The sequence below is a fragment of the uncultured Photobacterium sp. genome (assembly GCF_947039875.1).
Taxonomy (GTDB): Bacteria; Pseudomonadota; Gammaproteobacteria; order Enterobacterales; family Vibrionaceae; genus Photobacterium.
The window spans coordinates 1-25,396 of the sequence record NZ_CAMRAN010000043.1 but is presented as its reverse complement, the minus strand read 5'-3'; the positions used below and the strand labels follow the sequence as shown (position 1 = coordinate 25,396).

At 40.7% G+C, this 25,396-nt stretch carries 24 protein-coding genes and 1 tRNA gene; 13 read left to right on the top strand and 12 right to left on the bottom strand.

Translation table 11 applies throughout. The features are described 5' to 3' along the window. Complete coding sequence (locus Q0V26_RS13950; RefSeq protein ID WP_297482684.1) at positions 1-255, bottom strand: sulfurtransferase TusA family protein; 255 nt, start codon at positions 253-255, stop codon at positions 1-3. 163 nt (positions 256-418) lie between these two features. Between Q0V26_RS13950 and Q0V26_RS13945 the strand changes: the two genes are divergently transcribed. From Q0V26_RS13945 to Q0V26_RS13930, 4 genes are read left to right on the top strand one after another with little or no spacing between them, the layout of a single operon-like run. Beyond that, a complete protein-coding gene (locus Q0V26_RS13945; RefSeq protein ID WP_297482718.1) occupies positions 419-1,882 on the top strand; it encodes a M48 family metalloprotease in 1,464 nt (487 codons plus the stop codon). Positions 1,883-1,910: 28 nt separating this feature from the next. Beyond that, a complete protein-coding gene (gene arsC, locus Q0V26_RS13940; RefSeq protein ID WP_297482681.1) occupies positions 1,911-2,267 on the top strand; it encodes an arsenate reductase (glutaredoxin) in 357 nt (118 codons plus the stop codon). Next, positions 2,264-2,857, top strand: a complete 594-nt coding sequence (wrbA, locus tag Q0V26_RS13935) for an NAD(P)H:quinone oxidoreductase (RefSeq protein ID WP_297482715.1) — start codon at positions 2,264-2,266, stop codon at positions 2,855-2,857. The genes arsC and wrbA overlap by 4 nt, the downstream gene beginning before the upstream one ends. Before the next feature lie 14 nt (positions 2,858-2,871). Then, positions 2,872-3,294: a DUF2069 domain-containing protein gene (locus Q0V26_RS13930; RefSeq protein WP_297482678.1), complete on the top strand. Its 423-nt coding sequence runs from the start codon at positions 2,872-2,874 to the stop codon at positions 3,292-3,294. A gap of 102 nt (positions 3,295-3,396) precedes the next feature. Here Q0V26_RS13930 and Q0V26_RS13925 read toward each other — a convergent pair whose 3' ends face one another. Next, a complete protein-coding gene (locus Q0V26_RS13925; RefSeq protein ID WP_297482676.1) occupies positions 3,397-4,560 on the bottom strand; it encodes a DUF2066 domain-containing protein in 1,164 nt (387 codons plus the stop codon). Between the two features lie 261 nt (positions 4,561-4,821). Here Q0V26_RS13925 and Q0V26_RS13920 point away from each other — a divergent pair, with 261 nt between their 5' ends. Continuing rightward, a complete protein-coding gene (locus Q0V26_RS13920; RefSeq protein ID WP_297482673.1) occupies positions 4,822-6,069 on the top strand; it encodes a uracil-xanthine permease family protein in 1,248 nt (415 codons plus the stop codon). 93 nt (positions 6,070-6,162) lie between these two features. Here the strand turns inward: Q0V26_RS13920 and upp are convergent, their stop codons facing one another. After that, positions 6,163-6,789: a uracil phosphoribosyltransferase gene (gene upp / locus Q0V26_RS13915; protein WP_061000219.1), complete on the bottom strand. Its 627-nt coding sequence runs from the start codon at positions 6,787-6,789 to the stop codon at positions 6,163-6,165. Positions 6,790-6,989: 200 nt separating this feature from the next. Here upp and purM point away from each other — a divergent pair, with 200 nt between their 5' ends. Together purM and purN are read left to right on the top strand one after the other, a co-directional pair. Continuing rightward, the gene (gene purM / locus Q0V26_RS13910; RefSeq protein ID WP_297482665.1) at positions 6,990-8,030 is read left to right on the top strand and encodes a phosphoribosylformylglycinamidine cyclo-ligase; all 1,041 of its coding nucleotides are present in this window, start codon (positions 6,990-6,992) and stop codon (positions 8,028-8,030) included. 4 nt (positions 8,031-8,034) lie between these two features. Further along, positions 8,035-8,676, top strand: a complete 642-nt coding sequence (purN, locus tag Q0V26_RS13905; protein ID WP_297482663.1) for a phosphoribosylglycinamide formyltransferase — start codon at positions 8,035-8,037, stop codon at positions 8,674-8,676. A gap of 80 nt (positions 8,677-8,756) precedes the next feature. Here the strand turns inward: purN and Q0V26_RS13900 are convergent, their stop codons facing one another. From Q0V26_RS13900 to dauA, 3 genes are all read right to left on the bottom strand, one after another. Beyond that, entirely contained in the window at positions 8,757-9,554 is a 798-nt protein-coding gene (locus Q0V26_RS13900) for a class II glutamine amidotransferase (RefSeq protein WP_297482661.1), read from the bottom strand. An 89-nt stretch (positions 9,555-9,643) separates the two neighbouring features. Then, positions 9,644-10,222: a D-sedoheptulose 7-phosphate isomerase gene (lpcA, locus tag Q0V26_RS13895; RefSeq protein ID WP_107277071.1), complete on the bottom strand. Its 579-nt coding sequence runs from the start codon at positions 10,220-10,222 to the stop codon at positions 9,644-9,646. Between the two features lie 101 nt (positions 10,223-10,323). Beyond that, on the bottom strand, positions 10,324-12,042 hold the full coding sequence (dauA, locus tag Q0V26_RS13890; protein WP_297482657.1) for a C4-dicarboxylic acid transporter DauA: 1,719 nt from the start codon (positions 12,040-12,042) through the stop codon (positions 10,324-10,326). 464 nt (positions 12,043-12,506) lie between these two features. On the opposite strand from dauA, the gene fadE reads away from it, so the two are divergent. Next, positions 12,507-14,942: an acyl-CoA dehydrogenase FadE gene (gene fadE, locus Q0V26_RS13885; RefSeq protein WP_297482654.1), complete on the top strand. Its 2,436-nt coding sequence runs from the start codon at positions 12,507-12,509 to the stop codon at positions 14,940-14,942. A 70-nt stretch (positions 14,943-15,012) separates the two neighbouring features. Here fadE and Q0V26_RS13880 read toward each other — a convergent pair whose 3' ends face one another. Further along, on the bottom strand, positions 15,013-16,209 hold the full coding sequence (locus tag Q0V26_RS13880) for a TIGR03503 family protein (RefSeq protein ID WP_297482652.1): 1,197 nt from the start codon (positions 16,207-16,209) through the stop codon (positions 15,013-15,015). A gap of 7 nt (positions 16,210-16,216) precedes the next feature. Beyond that, the gene (dnaQ, locus tag Q0V26_RS13875) at positions 16,217-16,939 is read right to left on the bottom strand and encodes a DNA polymerase III subunit epsilon (protein WP_297482649.1); all 723 of its coding nucleotides are present in this window, start codon (positions 16,937-16,939) and stop codon (positions 16,217-16,219) included. 51 nt (positions 16,940-16,990) lie between these two features. Between dnaQ and rnhA the strand changes: the two genes are divergently transcribed. Further along, a complete protein-coding gene (gene rnhA / locus Q0V26_RS13870; RefSeq protein ID WP_297482646.1) occupies positions 16,991-17,455 on the top strand; it encodes a ribonuclease HI in 465 nt (154 codons plus the stop codon). 7 nt (positions 17,456-17,462) lie between these two features. On the opposite strand, the gene Q0V26_RS13865 is transcribed toward rnhA, so the two are convergent. Next, a complete protein-coding gene (locus Q0V26_RS13865) occupies positions 17,463-18,221 on the bottom strand; it encodes a class I SAM-dependent methyltransferase (RefSeq protein WP_297482643.1) in 759 nt (252 codons plus the stop codon). Between the two features lie 41 nt (positions 18,222-18,262). Here Q0V26_RS13865 and gloB point away from each other — a divergent pair, with 41 nt between their 5' ends. The 3 genes from gloB (at position 18,263) to Q0V26_RS13850 (ending at position 21,335) form a co-directional block, all read left to right on the top strand. After that, positions 18,263-19,021, top strand: a complete 759-nt coding sequence (gene gloB / locus Q0V26_RS13860; RefSeq protein ID WP_297482641.1) for a hydroxyacylglutathione hydrolase — start codon at positions 18,263-18,265, stop codon at positions 19,019-19,021. 71 nt (positions 19,022-19,092) lie between these two features. Beyond that, on the top strand, positions 19,093-20,649 hold the full coding sequence (locus Q0V26_RS13855; RefSeq protein WP_297482638.1) for a LysM peptidoglycan-binding domain-containing protein: 1,557 nt from the start codon (positions 19,093-19,095) through the stop codon (positions 20,647-20,649). After that, complete coding sequence (locus Q0V26_RS13850; protein ID WP_297482636.1) at positions 20,646-21,335, top strand: Yip1 family protein; 690 nt, start codon at positions 20,646-20,648, stop codon at positions 21,333-21,335. The genes Q0V26_RS13855 and Q0V26_RS13850 overlap by 4 nt, the downstream gene beginning before the upstream one ends. Here the strand turns inward: Q0V26_RS13850 and Q0V26_RS13845 are convergent. Next, positions 21,332-22,198: an endonuclease/exonuclease/phosphatase family protein gene (locus Q0V26_RS13845; RefSeq protein ID WP_297482634.1), complete on the bottom strand. Its 867-nt coding sequence runs from the start codon at positions 22,196-22,198 to the stop codon at positions 21,332-21,334. The two genes, Q0V26_RS13850 and Q0V26_RS13845, sit on opposite strands and share 4 nt — an antisense overlap. A gap of 96 nt (positions 22,199-22,294) precedes the next feature. Further along, entirely contained in the window at positions 22,295-22,630 is a 336-nt protein-coding gene (locus Q0V26_RS13840; RefSeq protein ID WP_297482631.1) for a DUF1904 domain-containing protein, read from the bottom strand. A 216-nt stretch (positions 22,631-22,846) separates the two neighbouring features. Between Q0V26_RS13840 and Q0V26_RS13835 the strand changes: the two genes are divergently transcribed. Further along, positions 22,847-24,919, top strand: coding sequence for a GMC oxidoreductase (locus Q0V26_RS13835; RefSeq protein ID WP_297482629.1), 2,073 nt, complete (start codon positions 22,847-22,849; stop codon positions 24,917-24,919). Positions 24,920-25,238: 319 nt separating this feature from the next. Here the strand turns inward: Q0V26_RS13835 and Q0V26_RS13830 are convergent. Further along, positions 25,239-25,315: transfer RNA gene (locus Q0V26_RS13830), tRNA-Trp, on the bottom strand. Positions 25,316-25,396 lie beyond the last annotated feature (81 nt).

Here is a 25,396-nt window from a genome sequence, read left to right as displayed (position 1 = left end):
TTACAGTCCTTTTTTCACAGTAATAACCAGCTGATAAGTATTTTCAGCCTGTATATCAAGAATAAATCCATTGTTTTTTAAATAACGAATAATATCCATTTGAGTGCCGTCGGCTAAAACCTTAATTTCAAGTTTCTGAGTCAACAATAAATCGCGACATTCTCGCTTTACCATCAATAATGCTAACGGACAACGGTGCGCAATGAGATTAAGTGTTAGGATTTCCATTCCAATTGCGTGACAGTGATTATCCATTATCGTATTGTACCCTTAACCGCAAGGAATAAGCGAGATAACCACAACGCGAAATATGACAATAGTGAACCTAAGTTAAAATTCGCAGTCATAACAACGCAGAAGGTTATCAATAATGACTCCGTTATCTCATATTAATCGACAGGGTGGTTGTATTACTTATATGTTCCAATTTGCTAAAGCACCAACTTATCTCTTACTATCAACCTTGTTCATGACAAGCTTGCCAGCTATAGCGAATAATGCATCTTTACCAGATATCGGCACAACAGCAGCATCAACTCTAACCATTGATAAAGAAATTGAATATGGTGAGATGTATATGCGTATGATGCGAGCCAGTCGCCCCATTATAAATGACCCCGTATTATCAGAGTATATTCAAGACCTTGGGCATAAATTAGCGGTCAATGCTGACGGTGTTAAAACCCCTTTTGATTTTTTCTTAATTAAAAATCATGAGATCAACGCATTTGCACTCTTTGGCGGCAATATTGGTATTCACTCAGGATTATTTTTACATGCCAAAACTGAAAGTGAACTCGCCTCGGTTATTGCGCATGAAATTGCCCACGTCACCCAACGCCACCTTGCACGTTCATTAGAAGATCAAGCGAAAAAAAATCCAGCAACAATGGCGGCAATGCTCGGCTCACTACTATTAACGATCGCGGCACCAGAAGCGGGAATAGCAGCACTCCATGCAACTACCGCTATCTCAATGCAAGGGATGCTAAATCACACCCGTAGTAATGAAAAAGAAGCGGATCGAATTGGAATATCTACATTAGCTAAGGCTGGTTTTAATCCACAGGCGATGCCACATTTTTTTGAACGTTTAGCTGAACAATACCGCTATACCACTAAACTACCGGCAATGTTACTCAGCCACCCATTACCTGAATCACGTATTACAGACAGTCGCTTACGTGCTAATAATTATTCAGTGGTGAGATTACCGCCTTCTGAACGCTATCTATTGGCAAAATCACGGATGGTTGCTCGCTATGTTGGTTTTAGCCAAACATCAGCCTTAAACTGGTTTAACGCTGAACTTAAAAAGACGCCAGCCAATCAACGTAAAGAACTGAACTATGGTAAAGGATTGGTTTATCTTGATAACGGTCAATACGCTAAAGCCCAGCAATTATTATTACCACTCCTTGCTGCTGAGCCAAATAATGCCTTTTACATAGATGCCGCCACAGATTTAAATCTCTATCAAAAACACTATGACAAAGCGATCAACCGCTTAGAAAGTGCCTTACAATATCAACCAGAAAGTAGCGTATTACAGTTAAATTTAGCTAATGCCTTATTTGAAGCTCAACGTTACCAACAAAGCATTCAAATATTGAATCGTTATAGCTATCAACACCCAGATGATATTAATGGCTGGGCATTATTAGCGCAAAATTATGCTAAACAAAATCAGCGTGGTGGCGAATTAGCAGCGATGGGAGAATTAGCAGCATTACGTGCTCAATGGGGGCTAGCAATTAGCAACTACACTCAAGCGGCGCAACGAGCAAAACTAGGCTCACTTGATCAAGCACGTTATGATGCACGATTGGATCAACTTCGCCTTCAACAAGCTAAATTTGAAGCTTTACGTTCTTCTTTTTAGTGACTTTTTTATTTATCAGGAATTAACGATGACTATTTCGATTTATCACAATCCGCGTTGTTCAAAAAGCCGCGAAACCTTAGCCTTACTGACAGAGCAAGGAATTACTCCCACAATAATTCATTACTTAGATACATCACCGACAATTGAGCAACTTCAACAGCTTTACCGCCAACTAGGTTATTGCAATGTCCGTGAAATGATGCGTACTAAAGAACAACAATATAAAGAACAACAACTCGATGCGGAAACACTAACGGATCACGCTTTATTTGAAGCAATAGTGTCATGCCCTAAATTACTTGAACGCCCTATTGTGGTTAACAGTGACAATGATAAAGCGGCAGTGGGCCGCCCACCTGAGCATGTATTGAGTATTTTATAATGATTAAAATCTTAGTGCTCTATTACAGTCTTCATGGCAATACACGTCAATTAGCACGTCATATTGGCCGTGGTATTGAACAAATAACAGATTGTGAAGCAGTGCTAAGAACCGTGGCTGATATTTCAACGCTAACGACGACAGCCACATCACAGCGAGCAACAGCATCCGACCCCATTGTCAGTCATGATGATCTCAAGCAGTGTGCAGCCATGGCGATGGGAAGTCCGGTTAGATTTGGCAATATGGCAGCGCCACTCAAGCACTTTTTAGACAGTACCAGTGCTGAATGGCTATCAGGTACATTAATTGGTAAGCCAGCCAGTGTGTTTACCTCATCGTCATCATTACACGGGGGACAAGAAACAACGCTACAATCTATGATGCTACCGTTGTTACATCATGGAATGCTAATTGTTGGTATTCCCTACTCTGAACCGTTATTACATACAACGCACCATGGCGGTACACCTTATGGCGCATCGCATGTTAATAACGGCACAAATAAACAATTACACCCAGATGAAATAGCACTTGCTCAAGCCATTGGACGGCGCTTAGCAACCACAGCATGTAAATTAAACGGCTAAGAAAAGGAATCTTCATGCCAAAAATGCAACGATTGACCTATTTCTGTCGTCAAACTGCATTATTCAGTCATTGCAGTTTGATTATTTTTATTGGCCTATGGCAATTACTGCTGTCGCCTCACCCTCAATTATCAGCCCTCATCATTACCGCATTATGGGTCATCCCCTTATTATTCCCCTTACTCGGAATGCTTGCAGCAAAACCTTATACCCATGCATGGGCAAATTTTATTTTACTGTTTTATGTTCTGCATGCTGTTACGCTTATCACCCTCAATGATGGAGAACAAGGATTAGCTATCATCGAGTTGATTATTGTTAGTCTTTGCTTTGTTAGTAACATTCTATTTGCACGTTTACGCGCTAAAGAGCTTGGCATTAAATTAAAACGATTATCACAAGTTGAGCGTGAAGAACGCATCCGTTACAACGATTAATTAACTGCCGTCACCGTTAAACACATCCCAAAAAGCCTCGGTATCACTTCAACTACCGAGGCTTACATTGAACGATCACGCTATTGCAATAATGCGACGCTATTAGCTATTCCAATAATAAATATTTTGTGGCGTTACTGTTAATACGTTCACTGCAGGCACAGAAGGCGGTGTAGTCGCAGCCATCGCCGTTGTACCTTCTGTTATCAATGTTGATGCCGCAGGATCTGCTGCAAAAGCTACGCCAGATTGAGTTTGACGTACTTGGCTATCATTACTGATTTCTTGACGGAATGCCTGTTCAGAACCTTGTAAATCCAATTGGAAAATAACACTGCTGCCTTTAATTCTCATGGCATTTGCGCTATGCACGGACGTTAAACCATTAAGCATTTTTTCTAATGCAAAAAAGTTTTCGGTAGAGTGGATATTATCAACTTCAATATTAATATTCCCCCCTGCGGCACTGCCTAAAACAACGGCATATTTATTTGCTAGATAATCAGTCACTTGATTAATCATGTTAGTTGATGTCTGCGCTAATGTACCTGACGTTGTTCCTGTAATAGGGTGTGTTTCTGTCGTTGCTATTTTGCTTGGCTGTTGTGGGTAAAACTGCCAATTTAAGCTAACATTTCCGTCAGGTTGCTGTTGTGCTTTAACCAATAATAATCCATCAGCATGGTAATGCGCGCTAGCAGATGCGATAGGATCAATAAAACCACCCCATATATCTGATACATTGACCGCCGTTGCATCCGTCATATCTCCGACAGGGAACGTCAATGGTAAGCCTCGACTATCAGCGGCTTGTTTGGTGTCGTTAACCAACCCATTGGCTGATTGATCCCACAAAATATTACGTTGTTGACCATCACTATCAACCATCCACACTAAAATATTTGGACGTTGATCTTTCCAAATACTGGCTTTTGATTTGATCAGTAATTGCTTAATTTGGTTTTTATCAAAACTTAAATCAATGACATGTTGACCATTTACTTGGCTATAACCAAACTGACTAATATAGTAGCCACTGTTAGTAATCGCAGTTTTAATTGCAGCGTTATCAAGAACATCAGTATTACCTGATATTTTCACCAACACATTCGCTAATCCTTGTTCGCGTGCAGCCTGATCTGCTTGTTGATCATTCCCAATCAAAGTAACTTGGGTTTGATAAAGATCATTCACCGTCGCAGCTTGTACTGGCAAGACCAATACGGCTAAAAATAATAATGCAAATCGCAACATAGTAAGACTCATGATTAACTCAAAAAAATAGACCTATTAAAGCAGACAACAGGTTTCACCATTGGTGCCGTATCATAGCGCAGAGCATGAATAATTCACTCGACAAATTCGATAACTCACATTTTAAACAGCGTAACGACTATTCCAATGCAAATAAAACGCCACCTGTTCTAAATTCGCGCAATTATAAGTATTTTTTGTCTTTCATTCATCTAGGTTATCGTTTGCTTCCATGCTAGGATCACGCGATTTTTTTACTTAGAGATGAATATCATGATGCAGGTTCTTCAAGGTGCACAAATGTTATTTGTGGCATTTGGAGCATTAGTTCTAGTTCCGTTACTGACCGGACTTGATCCTAATGTTGCCTTATTTGGCGCAGGTGCTGGCACACTATTATTTCAGATCGTCACTAAACGTTCTGTTCCCATTTTTTTAGCCTCATCTTTCGCCTTTATTGCTCCAATGATGTACGGCATTCAAACATGGGGCGCTGCAAGCACTATGGGTGGATTAATGATGGCTGGTGTTGTCTATATAATTATGGGCATCATCATAAAAGTACGCGGTGTCGGCTTTATTCACAGTTTATTACCCCCCGTTGTTGTCGGGCCGGTGATCATGGTGATAGGTCTCGGCTTAGCTCCTGCAGCAGTGAATATGGCCGTTGGTAAAACGGGTGGCGGTGACGTACAGCTTGTCGCTCATGATATCGCATTATGGATTTCAGCCATTTCACTGATCGTTACTATAAGCTTAAGTGTGTTTGCCAAAGGAATATTAAAATTAGTGCCAATTGTCGGTGGTATCACCGCCGGTTACATTACTAGCCTTGGCTTTGGCGTTGTTGATTTCACTCCAGTTATTCAAGCAAGTTGGCTGGCAATGCCAAATTTCACTTTTCCAGAATTTAATCTTAATGCCGTGCTGTTTATGATTCCCGTAGCGATTGCACCGGCGGTAGAACATGTCGGTGATATGCTCGCAATATCTAACGTAACAGGTAAAGATTATCTTAAAAAGCCAGGGCTTCACCGTACAATGGCGGGGGATGGTATTGCAACTATTGCAGCATCCTTAATCGGCGCACCGCCAAATACGACATATTCAGAAGTCACAGGTGCCGTGATGCTGACTAAAGCCTTTAATCCCGTGATTATGACATGGGCAGCAGTTACGGCTATTGTATTAGCGTTTGTTGGAAAATTGGGCGCTATATTACAAACCATTCCAGTGCCTGTGATGGGCGGTATTATGATTTTATTATTTGGCTCAATCGCAACAGTTGGCCTTAATACTTTAATTACCCATCAAGTTAATCTGCATAAGCCAAGAAACTTAGTTATTGTTGCTGTTACACTTGTATTTGGGATTGGTGGCATGGCATTTGGTATTGGTGAATTTAGTCTTCAAGGCATTAGCCTTTGTGGCATAGTCGCTATTTTATTAAACCTAATTTTACCGCATGATTTAGGTGAAGATGCAACCAGTATGCAAGTTGAAGATACTGAGCATCTGTAATGACTGTCGTTATTATTTATAATCGATTGCCCTAAATAAAAAAACCGGACATATCAGTCCGGTTTTTTATACCTGCGATAATCAATACTAAAATTATTTAGTACCAAAGATTTTATCACCAGCATCGCCAAGACCAGGGACAATATAGCCCTTGTCATTTAGCTTCTCATCAATAGCTGCTGTATATAGCTCTACATCTGGGTGCGCTTTTTCTAGTGCTGCAATACCTTCAGGTGCCGCAACAAGTACCAATACCTTAAATTGAGTACAGCCATGTTCTTTTAATAGATCAAGCGTTGCAATCATTGAACCGCCAGTCGCTAGCATTGGATCAACAACAAGTGCAATACGCTCATCAATGTTTGAGGCTAATTTATTAAAGTAAGGTACAGGCTCTAGTGTTTCTTCATCACGGTAGATACCAACAACACTAATACGTGCACTTGGCATATGCTCTAATACACCGTCCATCATGCCTAAACCCGCACGAAGAATTGGCACTACAGTCACTTTTTTACCTTTTAGTTGATCGATTTCTACTGGGCCATTCCAGCCTTCAATCATCACTTTTTCTGTTTCGAAGTCTGAAGTCGCTTCATACGTTAGTAGGCTGCCAACTTCGGTGGCCAATTCACGAAAACGCTTAGTGCTAATATCACCTTCACGCATAAGACCAATCTTATGTTTAACCAGTGGGTGTTTCACCTCAACGACTTTCATCTCGACTCCTGGGAACTAAATTATAAAAAATAAAAAAATCGCAGCATTATATACCAAGCCAATCGATTGCCGATAGTCTCAAATGCGTAATTGATTAAAATTTAATTGCTACAACAAATTAACGCAAACGTTTGCCTTGCTGTAATAACTGCTGGTATTATATGCTGGTTTTTTACTTTAATACGTTTGAGGGATCATCTGTGAGCAACAAAAACTCTTCTCTTAGTTACAAAGATGCTGGTGTTGATATCGATGCTGGTAATGCGTTAGTTGACCGTATTAAAGGCGTAGTTAAACGCACTCACCGTCCTGAAGTCATGGGGGGCATTGGTGGTTTTGGTGCTTTATGTGCACTTCCTACTAAATACAAAGAACCTGTTTTAGTTTCCGGAACCGATGGCGTCGGCACAAAATTGCGCCTTGCTATGGATTTAAAACAACACGATACCATCGGCATTGATTTAGTTGCTATGTGTGTTAACGATCTTATTGTACAAGGCGCTGAGCCACTATTTTTTCTAGATTATTACGCCACAGGTAAACTTGATATTGATACCGCAGCAAGTGTTGTTGCGGGTATCGGTGAAGGATGTATCCAATCAGGCTGTGCGCTTATTGGTGGTGAAACCGCTGAAATGCCGGGCATGTATCACGGCGAAGATTATGACGTAGCGGGTTTCTGTGTCGGTGTCGTTGAAAAATCAGATATCATTGATGGCTCAAAAGTCAGCGCGGGCGATGCACTGATTGCGGTTGGATCAAGTGGTCCTCACTCAAACGGTTATTCACTAGTACGTAAGATTCTAGAAGTATCTCAAGCCAATCTTAATCAAGAACTTGACGGTAAAACACTGTCTGAGCACTTATTAACTCCAACTAAAATTTATGTAAAATCAGCATTAAAGATGATTGAAAATTGCGATATCCACGCTATTTCTCATATCACTGGTGGTGGTTTCTGGGAAAATATTCCTCGTGTATTACCACAAGGAACCAAAGCCGTTATTGATGGTAATAGCTGGCAATGGCCGACTATTTTTAACTGGCTACAGCAAGCGGGTAATGTCGATACCTATGAAATGTACCGTACTTTCAACTGTGGTGTCGGTTTAGTGATTGCATTACCACAAGCACAAGCTGCACTTGCTATTGAAATTTTACAAGCAGAAGGCGAAATCGCATGGCTACTAGGTAATATTGCTACGGCAGCCGCAGGTGAAGAGCAAGTAGAGATTAACTAAAGCTATGCATAATATCGTTGTCTTAATCTCAGGAAATGGCAGTAATTTACAAGCGATTATTGATAGTTGCACTAATGGCATCATCAAAAATGGCCGTATTGCTGCTGTGATCTCAAATAAAGCCGATGCTTATGGCCTTAAGCGAGCCCAACTTGCTAGCATAGAAACCGCCTCTATCGCGGTAACGAATTACGCCAATCGTCAAGATTATGATCAAGCTTTAATTGAAAAAATTGATACTTATCAGCCAGATGTGATTGTGTTAGCGGGATTTATGCGGATTTTATCTGCGAGTTTCGTCAACTACTATCAAGGAAGAATGCTCAATATTCATCCTTCCTTGTTACCTAAATACGCGGGATTAAACACCCACCAGCGCGCCATAGATGCGGGGGATCACGAACATGGCACCAGTGTCCATTTCGTTACCGAAGAGCTTGATGGTGGCCCCGTTATTTTACAGGCAAAAGTCCCTATTTTTACAACAGACAGTGTCGATGATGTTATTGAGCGTGTACAACGACAAGAACATGATATCTACCCATTAGTTATTCAATGGCTGCTAAGCCAACGATTATCAATGCAAAATGGGTCTGCGGTGTTAGATGGTAATCAACTACCACCACAAGGTTACGCTGCACAATAATCATCATTTGATGCTCACAAAAAAGGCGATCTTATTAAGATCGCCTCTTTATTATCACTGATAAATCAGATCAATTGGGTTTAGCACGCATTAGCGTCTACTGCGATAGTATAGTAAACCGTCTCGCCAAAATGGAATACGCGAAATTCACCTCGTACCATCTTCTGCCAGCTTTCATCGTTCGTTAGAGGCTGAGTTGCAATCACTGTCACTACATCATTCGCCGTTGTTTCACGTTGAAAATCAATTGTTACATCTTCATCAATTAATGATGCTTTACCAAACGGAGCGCGACGAGTGATCCAATGTAAGTTATTGGTACAATAGCTAAGCACATACTCGCCATTACTCAACAGCATGTTATACACACCCAATTTACGCAATGTATCGCAGCACTCTGCAAAATAACCAAATACAGGGGTCATATCTTCCGGTAATACCGGAAAACGCATTTCTAATTGGTTCATTAGCCAACAGAAAGCAATTTCACTGTCAGTATCACCCACAGCTTGATTACGACCTGTTACTAATTGTTCATAACCAGTCAATTGGCCGTTATGAGCAAAAGTCCAATAATTCCCCCAAACTTCACGTGTAAAAGGATGTGTATTTTCTAGACTTACCCCGCCACGGTTAGCTTGTCGAATATGGCTCACAACAGCACGACTTTTTATTGGATATTGTTGTACCAACTCAGCAATACGTGATTTACAGCTTGGATTAGGATCTTTAAAGGTTCGAAAACCTTTCCCTTCATAAAAGGTGATCCCCCACCCATCACGGTGCGGTCCAGTATTACCACCACGCTGCATTAAGCCAGTAAAGCTAAAACAAATATCTGTTGGTACATTGGCACTCATGCCTAATAATTCACACATCTTTATTTCTGCTCTTTACGCTGAATTATGCTCATTTAAAAATCAATAATCGTTAATTGTAGTTTGGTTTATTAACATCCTATCGCCGATTATTTTTCCATTTCTTTTTCAACTAACATAATTAAAATATGAATAATTTTAATATGAATTTCTTGAATACGATCGGCATAGCCAAAATGTGGCACTCGAATTTCAACATCAGCAAGTCCTGCCATTTTACCACCATCTTTACCAGTTAAGGCGATAGTTTTCATTCCCTTAGCTTGCGCTGCTGCAATTGCTTTTAGAATATTGGCAGAGTTACCTGACGTTGATAACCCAAATAACACATCGCCTTTAGCGCCAACCGCTTCTAAATAGCGAGAAAATACATATTCATAACCAAAATCATTGCTGACACAAGATAGGTGGCTCGGATCGGAGATTGCAATCCCAGGATAACCTGGACGATCGTCTCGGTAGCGACCGGTTAATTCTTCTGCAAAATGCATCGCATCACAATGAGAACCACCATTACCGCATGACAATACTTTACCACCTTGCTTAAATGAATCAGCTAACAATTTAGCCGCTGCTTCAATATCAGCCAAGTTTTTGTCGTCATTTAAAAAACGGTTAAGGACGTCAGCGGCATCAGTCAATTCGCTGCGGATCAGATCTTTATACATAAGCTGCTCTCTCAATGTTTTCCATTAAATACAAATCAAGCGAGCAATATGCTCGCTTGATGCTGTAATACATCGTTAATCGCAGTTTACATACAAATAACTTACAGTGTCGACTCTTGATCTGATGCTTTGTCAGAATTAACCACTAAAGTTTGCTGTAATTGCGTAATTGAATGTACTAAATGAAGATTTGTTAGTTCAAATACTCCTGCATGCTCCAATTTACGTTCAACATGCGGTAATACCCCAAGTAAATATACAGGTAAAGCGGATAACCGATCTAGTGCTAATTCAAATGCATGAATCGCGGTAATATCAATGGTTGATACATCACTAAAATCAAGCACAACAGCACGTGTTTCCATTGTTGCATGTTCAATCACAGAGAAGGCTTTTTCACTCGCAGCAAAGAATAACGGCCCATTAATGTCATACACCACCACATCATCACCAAACTTAAGGTGCGGATGTTTATCATGGGTAATAGTAACGGTTGTTAAGCTCGCAATACGTTGAATAAACAGCACGCCAGCTAATAATAAGCCAACAATTACCGCCACCACCATATCAAATGCAACGGTTAGAATAAAACAAGTCATTAAAACAGCAACATCACGACGTGGTGCCACTTTTAAAGTATGCACAAAGTGTGGAGCTTCTGACATGTTCCACGCGACCATGATAAGCAAACCCGCTAAAGCACTCATAGGTACGTAAGATAACGCAGGCGCTAAGACTATCATTGCAGCTAATACAAACAGAGCATGAATAATGCCTGAAATTGGCGAGAAAGCACCTGAACGAATATTGGTTGCCGTACGTGCGATTGCCGCCGTAGCAGGAATACCACCAAAAAAAGGCACGATCATGTTTGCAATACCTTGACCAACCAATTCTGCATTAGGGTTGTGTTTAGTACTGGTCATACCGTCAGCAACAACAGCACACAATAACGATTCAATACAACCTAACATTGCAATCGTTAATGCTGATGGCATCAACTCAATAACTGTTGCCCAGTTAAAAGTATCTGATTGCCATAACGGTAAAAATTGTGGTGCTTCTTGAGGAATACCATGACCAATAATATTACCAATGGTGTAACTAAATTTCTCACCAAGCAATGTAACATGCTCAAGGCTAAAGTGATTTAAAGCCAGCGCTAAAACTGTACCCACAAATAAAGAAACTAAATGAGGTGGAATTCGGGTTTTCAGTTTAGCCCAACCAATAAAGGTCATAATGGTAATAATACCGACCAATGCATCGGCATAATTAATGGTAGAAATAGCATGTGAATAAGCCATTACTTTTTCAGGAAAATGAATTGGGCTACCTAAAACATGTAAACCCAAAAGATCTTTCAGCTGTAAAAACGCAATAACAAAGCCAATACCTGCGGTAAAACCGGTTGTCACGGGGTAAGGGACATACGCCACTAATTGTCCTAACCGAAAAATACCCATCAGTAACAAAATAACCCCAGACATCATTGTCGCAAGCATTAAGCCTGATAATCCGTATTTCTGTGTTATTGGCAATAAGATAACCACAAACGCCGCAGTAGGGCCGGTAATATTAAAACGCGAACCGCCTAATAACGCAGCCAAAAAACCAGCCACGATAACAGTATACAAACCATGCTGGGGAGGAACACCAACTGCGATTGCTAATGCCATACCTAACGGAATAGCCACGATACCAACAGTAATACCTGATACTAAATCGGCACGAAGCTTGGAAAGGGAATATCCCTGTTTCCACGTTTGAGAGAGAGCTTGAAAAATCAACACAACAAAACCCCTGTGCTTATTGCACATAAAAAAATAGGTATTGATGTCAACCCGAAAAGAGGGTCCGGCAGGCAACTGTCAGTCGGAAATCGGGAAAGGCAACAAATGGAAATACCACTCACTTATTACTTGTATAAAAAACACACAGCTGCAATAACGTGAGCAGTATCACAATAGTGCTATATGTTAACGCCTCACTAATAATTCGCAAGTGAAAATCCCCCCCCCCCAATGATCTCGATCAATGCGAGTAAAACCGCAGTATCACGGTTTTTACAATCTCATTGTTAATTAATTGTTGAATTAAATGTTTTACATTTATTTAAAAAATAACTTACAATCAACACCAAGTGGTTAGACCTCTTACCTTGATATTTAAGACTGCCATACTCTAAAAAACTATTACGCAATATTGCACTAAAAAATGACTCAATAACGGGCCTTTTCTAAATGCAATACACTGTGCTGCTATATAATTACGGAGAATCGCTATGCTGACATTTATATACTTAATTAGCTTTATCTGTGTGCTTGGCATCCTCGCCTATCACCGTATATCTCGTCCTATTTTTACCGCTATCATTGCCGCATTGTTAGTGTTAGGAAGCCTAATAAATGTTACAGGAATTATTAGCTGGTTAGCGTTTACCATAATTGCCCTTCCCTTAAATATCGCCATCTTACGTAAAAAATTCATCACTCAATCAGCACTTCAATATTTTAAAAATGTTATGCCTCAAATGTCACAGACTGAAAAAGAAGCGATTGATGCTGGTACGGTATGGTGGGAAGCGGATCTTTTTAGTGGCAACCCCGATTGGAACAAACTTCATGCCATTCAGCCTCCAACCCTAACCTCAGCAGAACAAGCCTTTTTAGATGGCCCAGTGAATGATATTTGCCGTATGGTGAATGATTTCCATATCACTCATGATCTTGCTGATCTGCCACCTGAAGTATGGCAGCAACTTAAACAGCATAAATTTTTTGCAATGATCATTAAAAAGCAATATGGCGGGTTAGAGTTCTCAGCTTATGCGCAATCACTGGTATTACAAAAGTTAACCGGCGTCTCATCGGTCTTATCTTCAACGGTTGGAGTACCAAACTCTTTAGGCCCCGGTGAGTTATTACAGCACTATGGTACTGAAGCACAAAAAGATTATTATTTACCACGTCTAGCCGCGGGTGATGAAATACCTTGTTTTGCCCTCACTAGCCCAGAAGCAGGATCAGACGCTGGTTCTATTCCTGATTTTGGTATCGTCAAAAAAGGGATATGGCAAGGTGAAGAAATACTGGGTATGGAACTGACATGGAATAAGCGCTATATCACCTTAGCCCCAGTCGCCACCGTATTAGGCTTAGCCTTTAAATTATTCGATCCCGACCATCTACTTGGCGATAAAAAAGATATTGGTATCACCTGTGCCTTAATTCCAACCAATATTGATGGTATTAAAATTGGCCGTCGACATTTTCCACTAAATATTCCCTTTCAAAATGGTCCAACCCAAGGCGATAAAATCTTCGTTCCAATTGACTTTATTATTGGCGGCCAAACCATGGCAGGCCAAGGGTGGAAAATGTTAGTTGAATGCTTGTCTGTTGGACGAGGTATTACCTTACCGTCAAACACCACTGGCGGTTTAAAAACAGCCGCAATGGCAACCGGAGCTTATGCGCGTATTCGTCGTCAATTTAAATTACCCATCGGTAAAATGGAAGGCATTGAAGAACCATTAGCGCGAATCGTCGGTAATGCTTATGTACTTGATGCAGCAACAACATTAACTGTTGCTGGTATAGATTTAGGTGAAAAACCTTCAGTTATTTCTGCCATTGTAAAATACCATTGCACTCACCGTAGTCAACGAAGCATTATTGATGCAATGGATATTGTTGGCGGTAAAGGTATTTGCATGGGGCCTTGTAATTTCCTTGCACGAAGTTATCAAGGTGCTCCTATTGCTGTCACCGTTGAAGGCGCGAATATATTAACCCGTTCAATGATCATTTTTGGTCAAGGCGCTATTCGTTGTCACCCTTATGTACTCAATGAAATTAATGCCGCTTATGCCGACGATCCAGAGCGTGCACTTGATCGTTTTGATAGCGCAGTATTTAGCCATATTGGGTTTGTTTTTAGCAATATCGCCCGTAGTTTTTGGTTAGGTTTAACCGATGGCCGAGGTTCATCAACACCACATAAAGATGCAACTCAACGTTATTATCAACAAATGAATCGCTATAGTGCAAACCTTGCATTATTAGCCGATATATCAATGGCAACACTGGGTGGATCACTTAAACGTAAAGAGCGTTTATCGGCCCGTCTTGGAGATGTCTTAAGTCAATTATACTTAGCCTCCGCCACACTAAAACGCTATAGCGACGAAGGCCGACAAGCGGAAGACATTGCGTTAGTACATTGGGGGTTACAAGATGCACTTTATCAAGCAGAAGTCGCCATTGATCATTTCTTAGCTAACTTTCCCAATAAAGTCATTGCGCAAGGATTACAGTTTATTATGCTACCGACAGGATTACGTCGTCGCCAACCCAGTGATGAGTTAGATCACCAACTAGCACGCATAATTCAAACACCATCAGCCACACGAGATCGTATTGGTCGTGGTCAATTTTTAGAAGCAACAGCAAATAATGCGGCAGGAATGATGGAAGTTGCTCTCGTTGATATTCTCGCAGCTGAACCAATTTATGATCGTGTTTGTCAAGCCGCGAAGACACCGTTACCGTTCATGCAATTAGATAAGGTTGCAGCAATAGGATTAGAACTCGGCGTGATCACCACAGAAGAAGCGCAACTACTCCATCGAGCAGAAGCTGGACGGTTAGACACCATCAATGTTGATGACTTTAATCCAACACAATTAGCGATTAACCCGCTTCAAGCCACCCCATAGATTAATAGTGCAGCTTAAATAAGCGCATCATTGTGATGCTCAAAGGAAAAATCCTCTGAGCATCACATGCTTATTTAGGTACAATTAAATCACTCTGAGCGGCACGTTTACGTCGCCATATCAATAATACCACCAGCACACTTATAATGATGACAATATTAGTAACAACAACCCACAATAACCGTTGTTGCTGTTCATTCTGAATAATTAGCCGCTGTTTTGCCTGTTGCTGCGCTAAAGAAGCACTAAAATCAGCAGCGACTTGGGCATAGTTTTGTTGGGATAAACGAAATACTAACTCTCGCTGAGTCAATAAGTCAGTCACATACGCCCAACCTCGCCACCATGCTTTACCTATTTGAGCATCATTAGGCCATGTAAGAACTAAATGTGATTGTTGACGGTGGGAGCTTCGTTGAATAATTCTCGGCTTTTGCTGGGGTTGTTTAACCACCAGATAAGCAGCCAATGATCCCGCAAGCGTTTGATCGGCTTTAGCCTCAATATTAACGCTATGCGAGGTTAATAGTTGATGGCTTTGTACAAATGAGGTCGTGATAGGCGCTGGATAAACAAGCACAGTTTGCTCAACTGCACGTTTAAATACCCCATTAGTTGATGCAATTTCAACACGGTATTTACCCGGTTCAACATCCACATTCAGTGCTACAGTAAAAATACCATCACCCGCAACTTCATCATACTCTTGCCCATCATCTGCAAATTGCCCCACCTCAATTGGTGCCGACTCATTCGATAATATGGACGTCAGCGGATAAAAAACCACCGTCAATTGCACACGATCTAAAAAATCACGTAACAATAATGGCTGTTTATTTTGGGTCAACTGCGCACTAAATTTTAATACTTCTGTTTGATACAACTGTGCGGGTAACGGTTCAGCCTGTAATTGAACATTTGAAATGAATCTAATGCCATTATTTGCCGACACTTTCCCTAAAGCTTGCCATGGCCCCGCCATAGGATGGGTAATCGAAATAATATCCATCCCTTTATCGGTATACCATAACATCGTTTTTGCGTGGCGATCAGCATAATATTTACGTCCATCAGGGGCGACTAATACTACTGACTGGCTCGGTTGCTCACGCGTTACAACAAACGTTATCTGCTTTATCTCAGGATCCACGCGAAAGCGATTATCAAGCCACGTTAATCTCGCTTCTGTTTGTGCCCAAGCACTTGGTATTAATATCCAAGCACAGAGCAGAACGTAGAAAATAAGTAACCATAATCGCCGCAACATAATGCCTCTAAAGCCGCCAAATAACGTCAGTCTTCTTACCTATCAAATCAAGCCTATCTTGATGTGCTGTTAGTTCATCGGCCGTTGCATGGATAACCTTTAACTCTTTTCGCCCACTCACTAAACGTCGAATATTGGTTTCCGTTGTCGAATCATCGTTCCCACTGCTTAAACGTAATGATGTTTGACCACCGGTCATCATCAAATAAACGTCAGCTAAAATCTCGGCATCGAGTAATGCGCCGTGCATCGTACGATGTGAGTTATCAATACCATAACGTGAACATAAAATATCAAGGTTATTTCGTTTACCCGGAAATAGCCTTTTTGCCATTTCTAGGGTATCGGTTACTTGACAAATATCTTCTATTTTTGCAATTGATGCGCCCATCTTATGGAATTCATAATCCATAAAACCGGTATCAAACGATGCGTTATGTGCGACAAGCTCAGCGCCATCAATAAAATCAATAAATTCTTGGTGAATATCTGCATACACAGGTTTATCACGTAAAAATTCATCGGTAATACCGTGGACAGCGATCGCTTCTGGATCAATTTTTCGATCAGGCTTGATATAAACATGGAATGTATTACCGGTTAATTTACGGTTAATGATCTCTACCGCACCAATTTCGACAATTCCGTGGCCTTCATAATGAGGGCCGGTCATGTTCATACCCGTTGTTTCTGTATCAAATACAATTATGCGTTGGTTAGTGGCTTTCATAGTAGTTAATGTGTCAGACTTAAGTTTTTATCTAAGGCAAAACTACCCACAATGATAAAGCAGGTAGAAATTTTCACCGATGGATCGTGTTTAGGTAATCCAGGTCCTGGCGGTTATGGCACAGTATTAAGATACAAACAACACGAAAAAGAGCTAAGTGGTGGATATTTAATGACCACAAATAATCGCATGGAGTTGCTTGCCGCCATTATGGGGCTCGCCAGTTTAAAACAACCATGTCATGTTGATCTTACCACTGACAGTCAATATGTGCGTCAGGGAATTACGCAATGGATACATAATTGGAAAAAAAGAGGTTGGAAAACAGCAGATAAAAAGCCAGTTAAAAATGCCGATCTTTGGCAACAGCTTGATAAAGAAACCCAGCGCCATCAAGTTCAATGGCATTGGGTTAAAGGTCATGCCGGACATCCAGAAAATGAACGTTGTGATGTTTTAGCGCGTACGGGTGCAGAAAATCCAACGCAAGCTGATAACGGTTATCAGCCAAATTAAACTAAGCTTACGAACGCGAAGAGGTTTTGGTGCTTATTTTTTCAGCCTGAGTACGACAATTAATACGCAGCGGTGCCAACTGTCGACGTAATTTCCACGTTGGTTTAATCAGCTTTAATGGACAAGTCCGTTTACGTGCCACAATAAAATATAAACTACCCACCGCAGATAACGGTTCAGATAAAACATGTTCAAGCCATGCAGCACACGCAAGATGCCGAATGGCTGGGACTATCGCAAACGTTTCTTGATACACCACTTCATAATTTAGTAATCGTAACCAATCATTGATTCGAAACGGTAGATACATTTTTCCTGTCCACGGTGCGTGGTTACGATTCCAGGGCAAGAGTCCTCGTAAACCTAATAGGCTAAGAGGATTATTACCACTTAATACCAAGTACCCATCATCAACCATCACGCGATCGATTTCACGTAATAAGCCATGAGGATCTGCCGTATAATCTAATTGATGCATTAATAAACACGCATCAAATGATTTTTCAATGAAGGGTAATTCTAAAGCATCTGCCACAATTGTGCGTTGAGGGCTGAATTTATCAACACAAATTTGATGGTGAATATTACAATGGCTACTGGTCAGCTCTGCACTGAGGCCGCCAAGCTTTAACATATGGTAACCGAACAATTTAGGACACCACTCATCAAGTCGTGTCTGTAATAATTCTGCTACCCATTCACCATTGATCACATTCGACCATGTATAAGGAACTTCAATGTGTGTTACTGTACGCGCTGGCTTCATAAGATACTGCTCAACACTTGATAGGGCTGGAGACAAAATTAATGTTAACTGTTAAAAGCATACCCGCATTTAAAGACAATTACATCTGGCTGATCCAAAGCCCAGACAATCATTGCGTCGTTGTTGACCCTGGGGATGCCACGCCGATTCTTGAGGCAATAGAAAAAGACAATTTAATTCTAGATGCAATCCTGATCACTCACCATCATCATGATCATGTCGGTGGCATCAGTGAACTAAAACGTCGCTTCCCAGCCACCAAAGTCGTTGGTCCCAATGATGAACCCATTCCTGGAATCACTCGCCCAGTAGAGGATGGCGATCAAGTTGATATCTTTGGTGAGCGTTTTATGGTGCTAAGTGTCCCTGGACATACTTTAGGTCATGTTGCTTATGTCGGTGATGAAAAACTATTTTGTGGCGATACATTATTCTCAGCTGGCTGTGGTCGTATTTTTGAAGGCACACCAGCACAAATGTTTAATTCATTACAAAAGATAGCCTCATTACCCGATGAAACTAACATCTATTGTGCTCACGAATACACCGCAGGCAATCTTGCTTTTGCTTTGGTCGCAGAACAAGATAATGCTCACTTGCAACGCTACCGTGACCAAGTGAATCGTCTGCGCGCCAATGGCCAAAGTACCTTACCAACTACCCTTAGTAATGAAAAACTTATTAACCCATTTTTACGTTGTGATCAGCCAAGTATTAAACGCTCCGTTGCTGATAAAGCGTACGATAGCTCGGATATTGAAACATTTGCAGCACTTCGACGCTGGAAAGACGAGTTTTAAGATTTATTCCCTTGTAACCAAGGTGGTTGGGCAAGTATTATCACCAACCATTTTGGCTACAAACGACTGTCATGAAATTCAAAATTCTTTTAGCAAGTGTGCTTGTTATCGCAGGTTGTCAGACAACAAAAGAGACAACACAGGCCGATACTAACCAATCAAAAACTGTCGTTGAGCAACCAACTAATACTTCAGTTAAAACTGTCGTACCGATTATTCCTGTCATCAAAGAAACACAACCTGTTGTGGCGCAACTAACACCTCAACAACAGCAAGATGTATGGAATCGCATTGCGATGCAGATCACCACTAAAATCCCTAACAACAAACATGTTCAATATTACCGTAATTGGTATTTAAAAAACCCTCGTAATCTTGAAATTATTGCTCAACGTGCTCAACCTTTCCTGTACTACATCACGGAACAAGTTGAAAAACGAGGTATGCCACTAGAGCTGGCTCTTTTACCTATTGTAGAGAGCTCTTTTGATCCTCATGCATACTCAAGCATGGCAGCAGCAGGCCTATGGCAAATTATTCCCGACACCGGTCGCCGTTTTGGCTTAAAACAAAATAGTTGGTATGACGGCCGTCGTGATGTGGTTAAATCCACCACCGCTGCACTCAATTTACTAGAATACCTAAACAAAAAATTTAATGGTAATTGGCAGCAAGCACTTGCAGCTTATAACACCGGAGAAGGCCGCGTATTTAATGCGATTCGTAAAAATAAAGCCGCAGGTAAACCAACCGATTATTGGGCGCTTGATTTACCCAATGAAACCAGCAGTTATGTCCCTAAACTGTATGCGGTTGCTGATATTATCATGCACCCTAAAAAATACGGTTTCCACATCGAACCCATCCGTAATAAGCCCGTTATCGCTATCGTAAAACCTGGCGTACAAATGGATCTTACTATTGCGGCAAAATTTGCAGGTATCAGCACCAGTGAATTAAAAGATCTTAACCCAGCCTACCGTCGTGGTGTTACTGTACCGAATGGACTTAATCATCTGTTATTACCGATCAACACGGTTAGTCGTTTTAAGCGTGAATTAGCACAGAATCGTAATGCTAGTATGATTACGCATCATCACCGTGTAAAATCAGGTGAAAGCCTAGGATTAATTGCAAAGCGCTATCACAGCAGCATTAAAGCCATTCAAAAAGTGAATAAGCTTAAAACTACCAATATTCGTATTGGCCAATCACTGACTATTCCAGCATCGCCAATTTCATTGGTCAATCGTCAGCACCTTGCCGCAGTCCATGTGGAAGCGCAGCATTATGTAGTACAGTCAGGTGATAGTTTATGGAACATTGCTCGTAAGCACAAAACTAGCGTAGCAAAACTTAAGCAACATAACAGCCTAAGTAACAATGCAGTGTTACATAAGGGACAACGCTTAAAAGTATCAGCAATAACAGCACCAAAGAAAACCATAGCTAACCATAAAACTATTCATTACAAAGTACGAAATGGGGATAGTTTAAGTGTTATCGCTCAACGTTATGATGTTTCTGTTGCTGAGATTAAAAAATGGAATAATCTAGCTAACAATAAATATATTAAGCAAGGTCAACAACTCAAGTTAATGATTGATCGTCGTAAGGTAAAAGCATGACGCCATCTAAAAATCCAATTGTCGCTGTTATCGATCTTTTTCGTTCCCCAATAGAATGTTTTGCAGCCATCTATGAACGACCGAAATGGGCAATTTTGCCCTATTTAATGATTATTCTTGGTTCATTCATTTTGTGGGGCCGTTACTTTAACCATGTCGATATGCCATGGCTACAACAAACAATACAAGCGCAACTCGGCGACCTTGGTAGTAATACGCCACAAGCTTGGTTAACCCGAGAAGTATTACTTGCCGGTGAAGTGTTTAGTGATATTACAGGCCGAACAGCAGTAATTTTTGTACTGGCGTTATGGTTAAAATTAGCCACTAAAAGCAGCCGCCACCAACATAGCTATGGAAAATGGCTTGCAGCGGCGTGTTTTATTATGTTGCCGTCGTTTATCGGTGATATTGCGAGCTATATTAATATTGTGTTTAACACTAATAATATACTGCCAAATGCTGCTGACCTAAACAGTATTAATGGCCTTTTAAAATTGCCATTAAACAATCGCTGGGCTGCACTAGCGACTACCATGCCGTTATTAGCACCATGGTATATCGCTTTAACTTACACTGCAGTCAGTGCATGGACAGATATTGATCGTGCAAAAGCCATTATTGTCGCAGTGCTGCCTTGGGTGTTAACACTGATTGTATGGCCTTTACTGATTATTTCAGCTTAGTGCATTACTGAGTGAGTTAATTTAAACGTCGCTAACAATGGATTATGATCAGAAGCATCTGTTTTTGGTGCTTCTGATTTCACCAACTGCAAATCACGATAATAAAGGTGATCCAGCGGCTTACCTAGCACTCGAACTCGCTGATCATTGTGGTACCGCACCTCTTTTAGACCCAATGAATGCGCAAAAGCTCGTACCACTTTAATTCGTGCTTTACGCCATGTATTAAAATCGCCCGCTAATATAATTGGCCCTTGGTGTTGTTCTAATACCGTTTTTAAACTCTCTAATTGCTGCTGATATTCATTTAAGCCAATGGCAAAATTAACCCCATGAAGGTTAACCACCGCAAGAGTTTGACCATCAGATAGTGTAAATTGCGATAATAACGCAGATTTAGGCAAGCGTAACCATGGTTCCATTGCCAAATAAGCACATGTTTGACGTGAAGATACCCGCGATAAATTCATCACACCCGCTGGTGTATCAAGAAAGCGAAATGCATTAGCCATTCTCACTTGCCAATGATTAGCATCTAAATAATTTTTCAGATCAGTGTTTAAACTCGCTTCTTGCAATAACACCAAATCACTTTTCTGAGTAAACCCTTCTAATGCTTGACGCCAATTAGGACGTTGTTGCTTATAGATATTCCATACAGCAACGGTCAGTACGCCATTATTATCGAGCGGTGGCGCAATTTCACTTTCAATACAACGATAAGTGAAATGTGGGGCAAAAACTTCATTGGTCACTTCAGGTTGCATTGTTACATCAAACGATGAATTAAATGCCCCTAACCCCAACGCGCCAGCCACGACACCTAAACCAGCAACCACTTTTGTTTTTGTTCTGCGTGCCATAATAGCGCCTACATAGACAACTTAGCCCATTAGATTAATGGGCTAATGTCATCATAAAATTAAAAAGAATAAATCAGAGACAGGAATAATTATGGCTTAATAATGCTTACCATTATCGTAATATGCTGAAGGTGTCAGCGCTGTAAAAATAACGGCTACATCTTGATTATTATCCTCAACCGTAGTCCTTATAGCAGCAGTAATCACTGCAGCAACATTATCTTGAGCCTCTTGACCACGATCAAACCAAAACACTTCAATAAACGGGTAAGCATCAGACACTTCACCATCAAAGATAAATGAAGCGGGAATATGTTCTAATGTAAAATCTTCACGAGGGCATTCCATTAATGGCTGTAAATCATCAACTAACGCTGTTGATAGCAGCTTTACGGTATCAAATGCAATCGCACGAAAACGAAGATGTGGCATAAAAACTCCCAAAAATTGACTATTTACTCTACTACATTACCACTTAATATCATCCGATCTCGACTTTTTATTCTTCGCAATCATTGCATCTATCTTTAGCTATAACTCTTATTATTGATATAGCACATATTAGTAACTATATTTAGAACTCTACTACTCATATGCTACACATATAACCTGTTTTTTTAACTGTTAAAATAATTTGGGTATTTCAATATGTTAACAACTACGACTTTACGATTACTTATCAAAAAATCAATAATGCTAGTCAATAAAGGATTATTAATTGGACTATTACTACCATTTTCAGTTATCGCTAATGCTGAAAATTATAAAGAAAGTTATGATTATATTGTCGTTGGTGCAGGGGCTGGCGGTGGTCCATTAGCCTCAAGTCTAGCCGAACGCGGATACACTGTCTTACTCATTGAAGCGGGTGAACTCAGAGCAGAAGACAAAGACTTTATGGATGTTCCCGCCTTACATGTTAAAGCGAGTGAACATCCAAGATTATCTTGGCAATATTTCATCAATCATTACAGTGATCCCAACCGAAATAAATCAGACAGCAAACATTGTCCACAAAAATCAGGTTGCCCTAACGGCTCAAACGGGATTTTTTACCCTAGAGGATCCACAATTGGGGGATCAACTGCAGTCAATGCCATGATATCCGTCATTCCACACAACAGTGATTGGGATAACATAGCCACAATTACGGGTGATGATTCTTGGTCAGCAAACAATATGCACCACTACCTCACCAAAGTTGAACGTAACCTTTACGGTAAAAATGAGTACAGTGGTCATGGTCGTCAAGGTTGGTTACCGATCAGCCATAATGCGCTATTAACACCAAATCAAAACGGACAATTACATTCTCCTTTATCTCCTGCGGTTAAATCGAGCTATTTAGATATTTTTGCGGGTGCAGCCAAACAAGCAGATAAAGGAAAAGCCGATCATCCAAGTTTTTTATTTCCATTTAAAGATATAAATAGACTTCGTAACGACAATGAACCGGAAGGTTTATATCAAATTCCTGTTGCCGTTGATGAGCGTGGACGGAGATCTGGGGTTGCGGGTCGTATTCTTTCCACCATTGAAGCTGGGTACCCGTTAACGCTAAAAACAAAAACATTAGCAACAAAAGTCATCATGGTTAATACAAACAACACGCTTCAAAAAGCAGAAGGTGTAGAAGTTTTACACGGCACTAATTTATATAGAGCTGATAGACACTCCACAAGAACAATTGCGCCAGATCCAACCTACTATCGAGCTAACAAAGAAGTTATTTTATCCGCTGGTGCATTTAATACCCCACAACTTCTCATGCTATCCGGTATTGGCGACCAACATGAATTACAAAAACACGGTATTACCGTAAAAGTAAATCTACCTGGAGTGGGAAAAAATCTACAAGATCGTTATGAAATCCCCTTAGTGTTTGAAAAAAGACGTCGCTTTTGGATTTTTGATTTTGGACCTAAAAACTTCCCTGCATTAACTGACTGTAACTTTAATCCATACCATAAAGATAATTGTCATCATGATTGGGAGTACAATCAAAAAGGCGTTTACACCCAACCAGGCGCCTTAATCAGTATGGTGACAAAATCTCAACGCTATGACCGTCGAGGTAATACTAAAGCGATAAATCATGCCATCAATCAATTAGATCCTGATTTATACATGTTTGCCATCGGTGGAACATTCAAAGGTTATTACCCCGGTTACAGCGAAGATACTTTTGATCCCGATAATCAATACACATGGTTATTATTAAAAGGTCATAGTAACAATAGAGGTATCGTATCGCTACGAAGTGCTGATCCACTTGATACACCAATAATAAACTTTAAATATTTTGGTGATCCTCAAGCAGGAGTTATGCCGAGCAATGAGCATTACGATGATCTTGAAGCTATAATGAAAGGCGTTAAATTAATCAGAAAAACAGCACATAACTCAACAAAAATAACCTTTAATAAAGTATTCCATAAAGAAGTATGGCCGGGGAAACATATCAATACTGATAGAGAGATTCAGAACTTTATTATGAATGAATCATGGGGGCATCATGCTTCTTGTACGGCAAAAATTGGGACTATCAATGATCCTATGGCGGTCTTGGATAGCAATTTCAAGGTACATGGAACAGAGGCTCTTCGGGTTGTGGATGCGAGTGTTTTCCCCAAAATACCCGGATTCTTCCCTGCTATTGCGATTTATATGCTGAGCGAGAAAGCTGCTGACGTTATTGCTCAAGATGCTTTAAATTATTAATCAGCATCACCGTCATATTTCTTTAATATGGCTAGGGATTACGATATTCGAACTCCCAACACGCGCTGATTTTCAGAATGGCGAATCCGCTGATCTGTCAGTAAGAACTATATTCATAAATTACAGATAGCAAAAAGGCTCATACCTTTCGATATGAGCCTTCTTTAAGATGGCAGGGGTTACGATACTCGAACGCCCAACACGCGCTGATTTTCGGAATGGCGAATCCGCTGCTCTGCCAGTTAACATTCCACACACTCGATCATAATAATACAAACGTAAAAAAGCCCCGACATTACTGTTGAGGCTTTCTTGAAGATGGCAGGGGTGGAGAGATTCGAACTCCCAACACGCGGATTTGGAATCCGCTGCTCTGCCAGTTGGAGCTACACCCCTGTAGTTATTTTAAAGACTTAACTGTGTCTTAAATAAATGGCGGAGTGGACGGGACTCGAACCCGCGACCCCCGGCGTGACA